12 protein-coding genes, 1 tRNA gene, 1 rRNA gene and 1 pseudogene are annotated in these 14504 nt (G+C 36.5%); 9 read left to right on the plus strand and 6 right to left on the minus strand.

Annotation, left to right across the window (positions count from 1 at the left end; translation table 11 throughout):
* The 3 genes and pseudogenes from rrf to FN756_RS14660 all read left to right on the plus strand — a co-directional run.
* Positions 1-78, plus strand: a 5S ribosomal RNA gene (gene rrf / locus FN756_RS14820); the annotation flags it as partial.
* Positions 79-575: 497 nt separating this feature from the next.
* Positions 576-734 (plus strand): hypothetical protein, encoded by a 159-nt coding sequence (locus FN756_RS14825; RefSeq protein WP_449441403.1) that lies wholly within the window; start codon positions 576-578, stop codon positions 732-734.
* 395 nt (positions 735-1129) lie between these two features.
* Positions 1130-1516 (plus strand): annotated as a pseudogene (locus tag FN756_RS14660) (transposase).
* A 468-nt stretch (positions 1517-1984) separates the two neighbouring features.
* Here the strand turns inward: FN756_RS14660 and FN756_RS14255 are convergent.
* Positions 1985-2058: transfer RNA gene (locus FN756_RS14255), tRNA-Met, on the minus strand.
* A gap of 114 nt (positions 2059-2172) precedes the next feature.
* Between FN756_RS14255 and FN756_RS14260 the strand changes: the two genes are divergently transcribed.
* The 3 genes from FN756_RS14260 to FN756_RS14270 all read left to right on the plus strand — a co-directional run bounded on the left by FN756_RS14260 (position 2173) and on the right by FN756_RS14270 (position 5365).
* Entirely contained in the window at positions 2173-2553 is a 381-nt protein-coding gene (locus tag FN756_RS14260) for an START-like domain-containing protein (RefSeq protein ID WP_142604788.1), read from the plus strand.
* Positions 2554-2635: 82 nt separating this feature from the next.
* Positions 2636-4078 carry an LptF/LptG family permease gene (locus FN756_RS14265; RefSeq protein WP_142604789.1) on the plus strand — a complete coding sequence of 481 codons (1443 nt, stop codon included), beginning with the start codon at positions 2636-2638 and terminating at the stop codon, positions 4076-4078.
* A gap of 78 nt (positions 4079-4156) precedes the next feature.
* Entirely contained in the window at positions 4157-5365 is a 1209-nt protein-coding gene (locus FN756_RS14270) for a bifunctional 3,4-dihydroxy-2-butanone-4-phosphate synthase/GTP cyclohydrolase II (RefSeq protein WP_142604790.1), read from the plus strand.
* Position 5366: 1 nt separating this feature from the next.
* On the opposite strand, the gene FN756_RS14275 is transcribed toward FN756_RS14270, so the two are convergent.
* Complete coding sequence (locus FN756_RS14275; protein WP_185955307.1) at positions 5367-9785, minus strand: translocation/assembly module TamB domain-containing protein; 4419 nt, start codon at positions 9783-9785, stop codon at positions 5367-5369.
* Positions 9786-9913: 128 nt separating this feature from the next.
* Between FN756_RS14275 and tsaD the strand changes: the two genes are divergently transcribed.
* On the plus strand, positions 9914-10915 hold the full coding sequence (gene tsaD / locus FN756_RS14280; protein ID WP_142604792.1) for a tRNA (adenosine(37)-N6)-threonylcarbamoyltransferase complex transferase subunit TsaD: 1002 nt from the start codon (positions 9914-9916) through the stop codon (positions 10913-10915).
* 22 nt (positions 10916-10937) lie between these two features.
* Here the strand turns inward: tsaD and FN756_RS14285 are convergent, their stop codons facing one another.
* From FN756_RS14285 to FN756_RS14300, 4 genes are all read right to left on the minus strand, one after another.
* Positions 10938-11459 (minus strand): DNA-deoxyinosine glycosylase, encoded by a 522-nt coding sequence (locus tag FN756_RS14285; RefSeq protein WP_142604793.1) that lies wholly within the window; start codon positions 11457-11459, stop codon positions 10938-10940.
* 64 nt (positions 11460-11523) lie between these two features.
* Complete coding sequence (gene recA, locus FN756_RS14290) at positions 11524-12546, minus strand: recombinase RecA (protein WP_142604794.1); 1023 nt, start codon at positions 12544-12546, stop codon at positions 11524-11526.
* A 73-nt stretch (positions 12547-12619) separates the two neighbouring features.
* Complete coding sequence (nth, locus tag FN756_RS14295) at positions 12620-13297, minus strand: endonuclease III (protein ID WP_142604795.1); 678 nt, start codon at positions 13295-13297, stop codon at positions 12620-12622.
* 114 nt (positions 13298-13411) lie between these two features.
* Positions 13412-13636: a hypothetical protein gene (locus tag FN756_RS14300; RefSeq protein WP_142604796.1), complete on the minus strand. Its 225-nt coding sequence runs from the start codon at positions 13634-13636 to the stop codon at positions 13412-13414.
* 179 nt (positions 13637-13815) lie between these two features.
* Between FN756_RS14300 and FN756_RS14305 the strand changes: the two genes are divergently transcribed.
* Positions 13816-14139 carry a thioredoxin family protein gene (locus tag FN756_RS14305; protein ID WP_142604797.1) on the plus strand — a complete coding sequence of 108 codons (324 nt, stop codon included), beginning with the start codon at positions 13816-13818 and terminating at the stop codon, positions 14137-14139.
* A gap of 1 nt (position 14140) precedes the next feature.
* Positions 14141-14383, plus strand: coding sequence for a DUF6952 family protein (locus FN756_RS14310; RefSeq protein ID WP_142604798.1), 243 nt, complete (start codon positions 14141-14143; stop codon positions 14381-14383).
* Positions 14384-14504: the final 121 nt, after the last annotated feature.

Here is a 14504-nt window from a genome sequence, read left to right on the forward strand (position 1 = left end):
CATTCCGAACAGAGCAGTTAAGCCCAACAGCGCCGATGGTACTGCGGTAAAACGTGGGAGAGTAGGTCGGTGCCGATCTTTATTCGAACCCCTTGAACCTTGTTCAAGGGGTTCTTTTGTTTAAGGCCGTCCTCATTATAAAATGTCTTGTTAATATTAGGATTATTTTGACAACATAAGTACCAATGCTGCCACTGAATCTTAATGGAAAGATTAAAGCGTTCAGAGCGCAATATCAGGTGCTTGTGATGCTACTTTTTCCTCTTGACTGGCTATAGCTACATGCTTATTCCAGCACCTTTTCGTTTGATACTTTCAAACACTCTAGTAACTCTTCTCCTGTTTACTCATACATTTATTTAAAATATAGGCTGCAATGAATCTTAGGGATCAAGTACAAAAGTTGTGGAGTAAGGTATAAAAGTTCATTTTTGTAAACTTTTATTTAGCCAAATGGCAAATACCTATAAAGCCCTCATCCAACTCATATTACCAGAAGAGATTGAAACCTATTTTGAATTAACGGGTGTAGAAAAAAAGGGTGAGATCATTCATATCTTAAAGAACTAAATATCATTCCCGATGAATTTGCCGGAGAAAAACTAGTTTCAAAGGGCTTCTTTGAAGAAGTTACGGTACAGGGCTTTCCAATACGCGGTTTTCAGGTTTATTTACATATAACACGCCGAAGATGGCTGCAGGAATTTGGTTGCCAAAGGAACGCGTATCACTAAGGATTTCCGGCTTTTTTAAAGGCATTCAGCCGATACACAGGCGCATATCATAGCTTGCAAACCATTGCCAGTTTCTATGGCGTTGAAGGCAGAAAGTTACAAAGAGCTTATCGGAATCGGTTAAGTGATTTTAGAAACTGGAAAAATCTCCACAACATAGATAACGGCGTGGTTTATCCCGAAAATATTGGGTCTAATCTAAGTATTGATGAGACCTCGTTGTCTCTGGGTGAACTTTACACTATCGTTACCAATAAAGCGGCCAAAGGTAAAAAAGGGAACCCTTGTGGCCATCGTTACAGGCATCCATTCGATGCAATTATTCCACTAATAAAGCGCATCCCAAATCATTACGGGATAAAGTCAATGAAGTAACACTGGAACTGGCCGGAAGCATGCAGTTGATTGTTAAATCGTGTTTTCCCTATGCCAAGCAGGTAATAGACCGTTTTCATGTGCAGCAGCTGGCAAGTGAAGCCCTGCAATAAATCCGAATTAAATATCGATGGGAAGCACTGGAGGCAGACTCCAAAGTCATGGAAGAGGCTAAAAAGAAGGGAATTGAATACAAGGCAGTGGTCCTTCAAAATGGAGATACACTGAAACAGCTGTTGGCTCAAAGCAGATACTTATTGTACAAAAGTCAGTCAAAATGGACTAAAGAACAGCAAGACAGTGCCGTCATCCTATTCCAAAGATATCCGGATATCAAATTAGCCTATACATTGGCACAAAAGCTATCCTGGATTTATTCCAATACAATGGATAAAACGGGCATTTAACCGATTTACCTAATGGTACAAGGAAGTGGAAAATGCGGTATAAAATCATTCAATACCTTATCCAAAACGCTGCAACAACACTACGAAAGGGTTCTTCATTTTTTTTGACAATAGAAGTACTAACGCATCTGCCGAATCATTCAATGCAAAAATAAAAGGTTTTCGTTCTCAATTCAGAGGGATGAATGTCAATTTCTTTCTATACCGATTAATAAAATTGTTCGCTTAATGCACGGTACTCCACAGGTTTTGGCTGTGATCCAATCTTAGACCTGCATAGTGTATCTTACTTAACTACAATTATTTTAATCTGTAAATACTTCAATTAATTATTTAAAAAATTGTATTAAATAGTCTAATTATTATGTAAATTATAGGAATCTTATAACGGTTTTGTTAAAGGATATGACTGACAGATTGAATTTTATTAGGCATAAAAAAAGCCAGACTTTAAAAGTCTGGCTTTAGTAGCGGGGAGCAGGATCGAACTGCCGACCTTAGGGTTATGAATCCTACGCTCTAACCATCTGAGCTACCCCGCCTTGGTTTTATTACCTGCTGTTAGGGTGATGTCCTTTTTAAAAGGTTTGCAAATATAAGAGAAAATTCTTTCCTTCGGAAAAAAATAAAGTCATTTTTTTAAAATAATTGTGTGGATGATTGCTAAAAAGAAATATAACCTTGAGTATGAGATCCGTTCATCTCCAAAGATCTTATTTAATTTTATTAGTACACCAAATGGATTGGCTCAATGGTTTGCTGACGATGTGAATGTACGTGATGATATGTATACTTTTATATGGGATGGAGAAAAGATTCGTGCTAAACTGCTTGGTATAAAAGATAATCGTTCAGTTAAATTTAAATGGGAAGATGATGAACCCTACTGCTATTTCGAATTGGAAATAATTCAAGATGAATTGACGGGTGACGTTGCCTTATCTATTACTGATTTTACAACCGAGGATGAGAAAGTTGAGAAGCAATTGATTTGGGATAACCAAGTGGATAATCTTTTGAATGTAATAGGCTCTTAATGTCATTATACTTTGTTCTTACTAATACCTCTCCAAATTTTACAGAGGAAATTAATACCTTTGTGCCTCATTTAGGCATTACATGAAGAAGCTTCATAAACTTATCATTCTTTCGTACTTAAGGCCGTTTATTGCAACCTTCTTTATCGTTTCATTTATTTTATTGATGTTATTTTTATTTAAATACGTCGATGAATTGGTTGGAAAGGGTTTAGAATGGCATACTATTGCAGAGCTGTTAATGTATGCCGCAGCCAGTAACGTTCCATTGGCCCTTCCTTTGGCTATTCTATTATCCTCAATAATGACTTTTGGTAATCTTGGGGAACAGTATGAATTGGTTGCAATTAAAGCATCAGGGGTTTCACTGACAAGGGCAATGATGCCTTTAGTAGTCGTGATGATTTTTATGAGTATTGCTGCATTCTATTTTTCAAATATTGTGATGCCTAAGTCATTTTTGAAGATGGCTTCTCTCTTATATGATGTACGTGAGAAAAAGGCAGCTTTTGCAATTCCAGAAGGTGTTTTTTATAATGATTTGGATGGATTTTCGATTAGAGTAGATAAAAAGGATGATGACGGACAGACATTACATGGGATCATGATTTATGATCATTCCCAAGGAATGGGAAATACGAACGTAATACTTGCCAAACAAGGAAAAATGTATAAATCTGATGATAACCATTATCTCATTTTTAATCTTTCGGATGGCGTGCGATATGAAGAGATGAGGGGGGCAGGAAATCTTGGCGACCGTCAACGTCATGTAAGAGTTCGTTTTTCCCAATTTGAACAAAAATTTGATATGTCGGGTTTCAATCTTTCTCGAACGAAAGAAGAATTATTCAAAGATCAATACCAAATGCTAAATGTTAAGCAGCTGCTGGTAAAAGAAGATTCTTTGAAAAAAGTAGAGACCTCTAAGACTAGTATGTTGCAATCGTATCTTCAAAGTACTTTCCTTTTTTATAGAAAGTCAGGGGACTTTAAAAGAACCAAACCTTATACTTTAAAACTAAGAACTAAGGATGATGTGCTAAATGTGGTACCGGCAGACAAACGATTGATGATTACGGAAGATGCACTCAGTTCCATAAGAAATGTCAAAAGCTATCTTTCAACAGCGGTGGAAGAGAAAAAAAGCACCGATGATCTTTTGCGTCGGCATTTAGTAGAGTTCCACCGGAAATTTACACTATCATTTGCTTGTATGGTACTTTTCTTTATTGGGGCACCCATGGGGGCTATAGTAAGAAAAGGGGGATTAGGAATGCCTTTCCTAATATCTATCATCTTCTTCCTTATCTTTCACATCTTCTCTATTACAGGTGAAAAATTTGCCAAACAAGGCTCTTTGGAGCCTTATCAGGGCATGTGGTTGGCATCGGTAGTATTAGTGCCTCTGGGATTATTTTTAACGTATAAAGCCGCCTCTGATTCCGCTTTGTTCGATGCAGATAAATACAAGCGATTTTTTAATACTATCCTCCCCCAAAAAGAGAAATCTAAATTCAAATAAATTATAATTCATTGAATTAAATAGCACATCAAAACCTCTTTAGGTAGAGCGTGTTATTTCATATAAATCTTAAAGAAAATGTTAAATACCATAGATGAAGCTGTTGAAGATATAAAAGCAGGTAAAATAGTTATTGTTGTTGATGATGAAGATCGTGAGAATGAGGGTGATTTTCTTACTTCCGGCCGAAATGCTACTCCCGAAGTGGTTAATTTCATGGCAACGCATGGGCGTGGCCTAATTTGTACTCCCTTGACAATAGAGCGTTGCGACGAACTCAACTTAGAAATGATGGTAGGGCGGAATACTGCCACCCATGAAACTGGATTTACGGTTTCAGTAGATTTATTAGGTCACGGTTGTACCACCGGAATATCAGCATCAGATCGCTCAAAAACAATACTTGCGTTAATTGATTCAGCGAGTAAGCCCGAAGATTTTGGCCGACCGGGACATATTTTTCCGTTACGAGCTGTTGAGGGAGGTGTATTACGTCGTTCAGGCCATACCGAAGCTGCGATTGATTTCGCCAAGTTAGCAGGCCATGAACCTTTGGGTGTGATTTGCGAAATTATGAATGAAGATGGTAGCATGGCTCGTTTACCTGATTTATTAATAATGGCCAAAAAGTTCGATCTTAAAATCGTTAGCATTAAAGATTTAATAGCGTATCGCCTTAAGAACGAATCATTAATTAAAAAAGAAGTATCAATAAAACTTCCTACAGAATGGGGTGAATTCGATATGACCGCATTTACTCAGGTTAATACTGGAGAGCATCATCTTGCATTGATCAAAGGTACGTGGGAGCCTGATGAGCCTATTCTAGTGCGCGTACATTCATCTTGTATTACAGGTGATATCTTTGGGTCTTGTCGTTGTGATTGTGGCCCACAACTGCACAAATCAATGGAAATGGTAGAAAAGGCCGGTAAAGGTGTTGTGCTGTATATGCATCAGGAAGGTAGAGGGATTGGGATCATCAATAAACTAAAAGCATATAGTTTACAAGAAAGTGGTTTTGATACCGTGGATGCCAATCTTGAATTAGGATTTAAGATGGATGAGCGTGATTATGGGGTAGGTGCTCAAATTTTACGTTACCTGGGAATTACTAAAATGAAGCTGATGTCAAATAATCCTACCAAACGTGCCGGATTGATTGGATATGGATTAGAAGTGGTAGAAACGGTTCCTATTGAAATAACTTCAAACGAACATAATGAAACGTACTTAAAAACAAAACGTGATAAAATGGGGCATTCCATTTTGAAAAACTCAATATAAGTTATTTTATTAATTCATCAGCATTATCAGGGAGGAGATCTATAGGTTTATCCTCCTTTTTTTGTTTTGAATTTTCCGTTTTGTTTTGCTGTTGCTTTTGTCTTTCTTCTTGTCGTTTTTTTCGTTCATCCTCTTCTATTTGTTTCTGACGTTTAAAACTTTGAAAGAATTCTTTCCAGCTATCAAACTCTTTTTTATAACGTAACCCTAATCCTTGTTTATAATCATTCTCATAAGTAAGGTCTGTACTGTGTAAAGCATTGGAGTGATTGTAAGCGGCTATACGCAAATTACCATCTTTTGATAGTAAGTATTCCACGTCAATATCACTTGTTACAGTGCTACTTGTTTTGGTTGTATTCACATTAGTAGTTGAGGGATCAACGGTTACAAATGAACCATTAATGATCAAACGATTATTAAGGAGACGTACATTGGTGCCAACTTCAGTTGAACCCGTACCTCCAATTTTTGCATTAATATCGAAATTATTGGAACCAATGAACTTATTTACGAATCCGGATAAGGTGCTTGAGGCAAGTTCGTAGGCGGCACCATTACCAACAATTCTTCCCGACATAAAATTGTTGGTAGCTAACAATGAAATAGCTTGTTTTTGACTATTATCTGGTGTAAAGTAGGAACTAAAGTAGTTTTCTTTGAGGGAGGTTTCCTGAGGAAATTCAATGTTAAAATCATAATCCATACTGCTCAGGGTATTTTTGATGGTTATGACCGTATTGACTTGTACCGTTTTTTGCGCTTGAGCATCATCTGTTGTTAAACCTGCATCCTGAAACAAAGGAGTAACTGAAGTTCTGGTTTGATAATAAGCTTTTACATTGAGTAAGGCATCATACGGATCGCCGGTAAAACGTACGGTGCTACCTGGCATTATTTTAAAAGGTCGGGTTATGATATTTTCATAATTGAAATTGTATTCTCCTTCAGTAATGTTATATAAACCAAAAATTTCGAATTGCCCAAGTGAATTAATACGAAGCTGTAAATTGGCATTACCTTTTCCTCGAATTACCTCCCCTGTATTTTCATCGAATATAATTTGTGCTTCTGCAGCATCTGTTACAGTCAGCTCAAAGGTTAGGGTCAGGTTACTGAAATTGTTTTCTTTTTTAATACTAGTTTTGGTAGTGTCTTTTGAAACAAATTCAACTAAGCCCTCATCTCCGGTACTTCCTTCGTTGGATATTGGTAAAAAGAATTTAGTTCCGGCCCCGGTGGTGGCTTTGATGTCAATTTGCATATTGCTTAAAGGCCCCTTAAAACGGAAATTACCAGTTGCCACATTTGCCGTGCCGTAATATAGGCTGTTATCCTTGCTTGTAGTGTTTAATGCCTGGAAATTGGTAGCGTTAATTCGAATATCAAGAGTAGGGTCAATCAGATTGGAAAGATCCATGGAGCCATTTGCACGAGCAGTATTCCCATTTACATCATTTAGTATAAATCGGTTGAATGCGATTTTACCATTTTCAATCGCAATTTTATCATTAAAAGAATACGTTGTATTTAGATAATCAACCCTAACGCCGGCATTGTTAAAAGCGATTGAGCCATTAATAATAGGCTTTTTAACACTCCCTTTTACTAATACGTTAGCCGATGTTGTTCCCTTTAGGTTGGATACAAGACCTGTTAGAAACGGTTGAAAAATTGATAAATTAGTTTCGTTTAATTCAGCGTCAATGAATAAATTGTCTTCCGCTTTAGAGGGCTGTAGAGCTCCTGAAAGACTTATAGTCGGAGTTCCTTTATTCACCACATTCATTGAAAAGTTCACCTCATTGGTTTCACTATACCAACGCGACGATAGCTCGGCATCTCCTAATTCGCTATTGTTCAACATTAAATTGTTGATCATAAGATCGGAAGTCACTTTGGGTGCCTTTAATACCGATGATGTACTTGCATTTCCGGTTATATAACCATCCAATTCAATACCACGGCCTTTTATTAAAGGATTGAAGGTTTTTAAGTTCAGATTTCTAAGGTTGATAACTAATGGCTCATCATCAGTTTTAGAAATAGCACCTTCAACTTCCAGTTCTTGCTCACCATTTCGGATGGTAAAATGATCAATGTAAAATTGTTCATTGCCAAAAAGTATTCTAAAGCTATTATCAATCTTCCAAACTTGATTGTCCAATTTTAGCTCAGAAGGAAGTATGCTGAATACAGTTGAATCTGTTTTAACAACCAACCTGGAGTTTAAATCAAGGCTGTTGGCTCCTTTAGGATCGGCTAATTTAATGTTGGAATTGATATTATTATCAAGAATGAAATTCGAGACAGCCACGTTGTCAAAAATCAAACTATCCTTACTTAATTTATTAACAGCCAAGTTTAAAAACAACGACTGTTCACTATTGCCTTGGTCAATAATGAGGTTGTCGAGCTTTATTTTTTGGTAGTTAAGCTTTCGAATTAAGCCGCTTGTGGTTAGACTGCGTTGCTCGCTATCAAAAGAACCGATAATTGAACCTTTTTCCGGAATATTCAGATCAGGGATGAAAATAGAAGTCAGTGGATTTATATCCAGAATACCAATTTCAAAAGTGAATTTCTGTGGGCTGGTTTTTACTGCTTTACCCCATTTATACGCTGGAAGATAAGAACGTAATAAATTCTTCAATGCGGCTGGAATTTCACTTACTTTATATTTACCCGAAATACCAACTACAGCAAAATCAGATTTAAAACTAATTTCAGATGTGGTGTCATTGACTATTTTCGAATTTAGATCTATTGTGTCAATTTTGTAAGTCTCTGTTCCTATAGAAAGTTGCGTATTTTCAAGTAATACATTACCCAGCAAATTATCAATTGAATTTCCTGAAAAATTACTAGTTATGGCAGTTGAAACTTTAAGAGAATCTTTCATTAAATAAAGCTCCCTTAAATTGGCTTTTTTAATATCAGCGTACAAATCACCTTGGGTTTTAACGCCGTTAAGGTTTATATTGCTTTTAAAATCTAATGCTAGATTTTTATCATTGACGCTTAGTTTAACATTAATTTTTTTTCTGTCAATTACGCCATCAATGTTAATATTTGAATATCGATAACCATTGTATTCAAAATAGTCAACCTTTGAGGATAGATTTTGGTATAGTTGCTCTAATCCAAAACCCTGACCATCAACGGTGGCTGTAAAAGTAGTTTTTCCAAGTAGTTTTTCATCGGTAATAATTCCCAGATTAAGGTCAGAAACATCTACTTTACCTTTATAAAAAGGCTTTTTCATGTTTTTGAGATTCATTGAAAGGTCTGTAACTGCAGTGCCAATCGCTGATTTTATATCACCTTTAACCGCAAAATCATTGTATTTGCCATTGAAGGTTCCCTTGAAATCGATATCTCCTAATTTGTTAAGCAGCTCAGGAAGTTGAACATCTTTCAGATCGATACTCCTAAAAACATTATTTACCTCTTCATTATTTGTATTTAGCTGCTCAAATGTCATATCCATTTGAGTGCTATTGATTTCAGGTAAACCTTTTATTGAAAAATCACCTTTAATATGTGTTTTTTCACCCGTATAAATATCTAACCCACGTGCTTTAAGATCCGTAACAGTACCTTTAATTTTTCCATCAAGTTTAACATCCAGCGTATAGTTTTTAATTGCAGGAGCAAAAAATGAGATGTCTTTAAAATTAACCCTCGATTTTTTGAAATGACCGTCCATGTACACTTTGCTTACAAAATGATTAAAATCACTTATTTTTTTAAAGCGAAATGCTAGATAATTGCCAATGTTACTGTTGGGAGTAATTAACTGAAGTTTGTTGATTTCAATCTCTTTGGGAGAGTATTTTACATTTCCGGCAAGTTTATTAAGTACAAAACCGCATTGTTCGCGTGCGCTTAAATTTTTAAGATCAGCAAGAATAAAGTTATCATCTATACTTACTTCTTTTGCATCCAGAAAAATATGACTTGCTACAATGTCTGCATAGTTCATTCCTTCTGTTTTAGAGGTATCTGACTCATCCTTGTAAGCAAAAGTGAAATCAGTTATTTTAACATTGCCGACCAGTATTTTAATGGGTTTTCCGGCGGTGTCTTTTGGTGCGGCTTTTCCTGAGCTGAAGTAATTGATGATAAAACTTAGGTTGGTTGATCCATTTTTTAGCTCCTTATAATTAAATCGACCTTTTTCAATTGCTAAATTTTGAACGCTGTATTTTCCTCTGGCAATATCAAGTTTATTAAGATCAATGGTTAATTTTTGAGTATATAAAATCGTGTCTTTTTGGAGGTCTTCAATATACACGCCTTCAAGTACAACTGATTTGATGAACTTTATAGAAACCCCCTTAACCTCAACTCGGGTATTTAGTTCTTTTGAAAGATAGGCTGTTGCCTTTTGGGCCACCCAGGTTTGAAACCATGGCATTTGACCCAAAAAATAAATGGTCACAAGCAGAAATATGATTGTGCCAAATAAGTAAAGCAATATTTTGCCTAATATTTTGATAATTTTGTAGCTAACTTGATAAATAATCTTTCTTAAACTCGAAAATAATGCCAACCATACTCGGAATCGAATCCTCATGTGATGATACCTCCGCCTCAATCGTTAAAGACGGCAAGGTTTTGTCGAATGTAATTGCTAATCAGAGTGTTCATGAAGCTTTTGGAGGCGTAGTGCCTGAGCTGGCTTCACGGGTGCATCAGCAAAATATAATTCCAACGGTCCATAAGGCTATTTCTGATGCTAAAGTAAGTAAAAATGAGATAAATGCAGTAGCTTTTACGCGTGGCCCCGGACTTCTGGGTTCTTTATTAGTCGGTTCTTCATTTGCAAAGTCTTTTGCCCTGGCCTTAGATATTCCACTTATTGAAATAAATCATATGCAGGCTCATATTTTGGCTCATTTTATTGATGACCCTAAGCCTCAATTTCCATTTCTGTGTTTAACAGTTTCAGGTGGTCATACTCAGATCGTTAAAGTAAATAACTATTTTGAAATGGAACTTATTGGTGAAACTACTGATGATGCTGCAGGAGAAGCGTTCGATAAGGCTGCAAAAATGTTAGGATTGCCTTATCCCGGAGGACCTCTTGTTGACAAATATGCCCAACTTGGTAATGCAAATGCGTATGCTTTTCCCGAGCCTCAAATTCCTGGTTTAAATTTTAGTTTTAGTGGCCTGAAAACTTCGTTTTTGTATTTCATCAGAGATAAGAAAAAAGAAAATCCAAATTTCCTCGAAGAAAATATGGCCGATGTTTGCGCCTCTATTCAAAATCGTATCGTTTCAGTTTTAATGAATAAGGTAAAAAAAGCGGTCAAGGAAACGGGCATAAAGCAGGTGGCAATTGCCGGTGGGGTTTCTGCTAATTCAGGTTTGCGCAATTCCCTCTTAGAAGCCGAGAAAAAACTGGGCTGGAAGGTGTTTATTCCCAAATTTGAATATTGTACTGATAATGCCGCTATGATTTCTATCGCGGGTTATTACAAATATCTTCAAGGTGAATTTGTGGGGCAGGATGTAAGTCCTTTGGCTCGTTGGGAAATATAGTTTCGGGTATTAGGTTTAAGATTTAGATAACAGGAAGCAGTTCTCGGTAAATCTCTAACTTTTTTTCAAAGTTTAATGCAGCATAGGCAGGTGAGGGCGATGGTAAAGCAATTAATTGCACTTCAGGGTGTCTGTTTAAGATGGATTTAAAATGAATTTTGAACTCCCTTTCTACTCCTTTGCCTGTAAAGAATATTTTTTCAATAGAATTATCTGTCAGGATACTGTCTATAGCTTCAATATTGTAAACCTTAGCAGTTAAGTTACTATCCAAATTGCTGTTATTCTTACGAGAACAACTTAAAATAATATCTGTATTGGCTAGTCTAAGATCTGAAAAGAGTTGGATTTTCTCTGCTTTCGTTGATAGATTCCTCTTATAGAGGAGCCGTAAGATTTTCCAAAACTGATTACGATCACCCTCATATGACCAATACTCCGCAGCAGGATATACAGTCGAGTTTTTTCCAGGGAAACTCCCTAATATTAAGTACTTACAATTGTCGGGTACAAATGGAGGGAAAGGATGATATTCTATCAGCATAGCTAAAAACAAGAAACTCCGAAGTTAAAGCTTCGGAGTTTATATAGATTGCCTTGTGGATTAATTAATCTTCAGCACTAACGGTTAAGCTTTCGCCGGTTACTACCATTTTAATTTTCGATTCCAGTTCTTCCATCAATTCCGGATTGTCTTGAATCAATTGTTTTACTGCGTCACGACCTTGCCCAAGTTTGGTATCGCCGTAGCTAAACCATGAGCCTGCTTTTTTAACGATGTTATGTTCAACACCAAGATCAATAATTTCACCTGCTTTTGAAATACCTTCTCCGTACATGATATCAAATTCGGCCAAACGGAAAGGAGGTGCTACTTTATTTTTCACAATTTTCACTTTCACGCGGTTTCCTGATACTTCATCGCCATCTTTAATTTGTCCGGTACGACGAATATCCAGTCGAACTGAAGCATAAAACTTCAACGCGTTACCACCCGTTGTAGTTTCCGGGTTTCCGAACATTACACCAATTTTTTCACGCAATTGGTTAATGAAAATACAACAACATCCGGTTTTGCTAATTGTTCCGGTTAGTTTACGCAAAGCTTGTGACATTAAACGAGCCTGCAGACCCATTTTTGAATCGCCCATTTCACCTTCAATCTCGCCTTTAGGAACCAAAGCGGCTACAGAGTCAATAACAATAATATCAATTGCTCCAGAGCGAATCAGGTTATCAGCAATTTCGAGAGCCTGTTCACCATTGTCGGGTTGTGATATAAGGAGATTGTCAACATCAACACCTAGTTTTTTTGCATAGAACTTATCGAATGCATGTTCCGCATCGATAAACGCAGCAATGCCGCCTTTTTTCTGTGATTCGGCAATGGCATGAATTGCCAAAGTAGTTTTACCGGATGATTCCGGACCGTAAACTTCGATAACTCGGCCTTTAGGTAAGCCTCCAATGCCTAATGCAATATCCAGCCCTAATGAACCTGTTGAAATTGCCTCGACCTGCTCAATTGGCTGATCGCCCAATTTCATAATAGTTCCTTTACCGTATGATTTTTCCAGTTTATCAAGAGTTAACTGAAGGGCTTTTAGTTTTTCTGATTTGTTATCGCTCATTCTGTGATAGTTTAACGCAAATATTTCGAAGATAAAAATAGAATATTATTTCTTAAAAATGCTAAATTTTTTTTCAAAAGGCTTTTGACTTGCTATCTAATTTAGGATTTTTTATAAAGTTTTGCTCAAAATATTTGCAAAATGAAGTGAGTGGGCAAACTCCGCATTTCGGACTTCTTGCTAAGCAAATATATCGTCCATGTAAAATTAACCAATGATGAGCAATGTGGATTTTATCCTGTGGAATAAATTTAATCAATTGCTTTTCAGCTGCAAGGGGTGTTTTGGCATTACTCGTTAAGCCAATTCGAGCTGATACTCTAAAAACGTGGGTGTCAACTGCCATTGTCGGCATATTGAAAATTACTGAGGCAATTACATTAGCCGTTTTGCGTCCCACGCCCGGCATCAATTGTAAATTATCAACAGTAGAAGGAACTTCTCCCTGAAATTTTTCAAGCAGCATCTTTGCCATGCCCACCAAGTGTTTGGCTTTGTTATTTGGATAGCTAATGCTGCGAATATATTCGAATACTTCGTCGGACGTAGAGGCAGCTAAGCTTTCAGGGTCAGGGAAACGTTGAAATAAAGCGGGTGTTACCATGTTTACCCTTTTATCAGTACACTGTGCTGATAGAATAACAGCAACAAGCAACTCATAAGGATTTGTATAGTGGAGTTCGGTTTCAGCATTCGGTTGATGTTCGGAAAAATAATCTATAAATGCTTTGTAGCGATCTTTTTTAAGCATGCTCAAAGATACATTTCTCGGTTGATACTTAGTCCGTAGTCTTGAGTCATCAGATTTCTTAAACAAAAAAAGGTTCAAGCGTTTTAACTTGAACCTTCTCTGTTTGAAGCTGAATTATTTTCGGGTTGATACTGAATAATTTAGTATGTTTTCAACCGTGATCTGGCTAGGTTCTATCAAAATTTGATTTAAGGCCTCTTTGATGTTTACAAAATTTTGAAAACTTTCAGTTAAGGCCTCGTTCACCGCCAGGGAATTCTCCATCATTTCAGCTTCCTCGGGTGTATCTTCTGTGTACAGATGCCGTACTAAATCTTCTTGTGTAAATATTTCTGTCATAGGTGATTATGGCATTTTAACAAAGCTACACTTCTAAAACGAACCTGTTTTTTAAATATTATATTAATATACAAAAAAATATAAAAGTATAAAAAATCAAAAAAGCCAAGATGGTTTTATGGCTCCAAGTAATTCTAAAATTGCTAATCGTTAACTTTGCGAAAAAAAAACAGATAAAAATGGCAGTAATTGTTTCAACTGATCAGGATTTTAAAAAGATATTGAGTGAGAAAAATAAAGTAGTGGTAAAGTACTACGCCGATTGGTGTGGATCATGTAAGCTTTTTTCTCCTAAATATAAAAGGATTTCAAATGATGAAAATAATTCGGAAGTTACTTTTCTGGATGTAAATGCTGAAGAGAATGAATTAGCACGTAAAATGGCTGCCGTAGATAACCTTCCCTTTTTTGCAACCTTTTTAAATGGTGAATTTTTAGAAAGTACGGCTACATCAAAAGAGGAAGTGGTTGTGAAAATGATTGAAAATTTAAAAACGAAGTAAGATGAAGGTGCCGGCAATAAAAAAACTTGTTGAAAATTACGATTTGGTCTCACTTGGTTTGGCTGAAGAGGCCATAATGGAAGAGAAAACGCCAGCTATTGAAATAGAAGGTGAGGATGAAGGGGAGCAATTAACGCATGTGCTTGCTGCCATTTGGATTAAAGGCGAAATGGAAAAAAACAATATTGAATTTATTCCAGCTCTTCGGAATTATACTTCCAGAGTGCGTACGTCGATATCATAGTCCGGATTAGAAATTTAAGAGTGTTTTGAATCGTCCTGAAATAGGTTGACAGAATTTTATACTAATCCCGGTTATGCAAGTGACCGGGATTTTTGTTGGTAAACACTTTCTGGTGTTTTCA

Source organism: Solitalea koreensis (assembly GCF_900182575.1).
Taxonomy (GTDB): domain Bacteria; phylum Bacteroidota; class Bacteroidia; order Sphingobacteriales; family Sphingobacteriaceae; genus Solitalea; species Solitalea koreensis.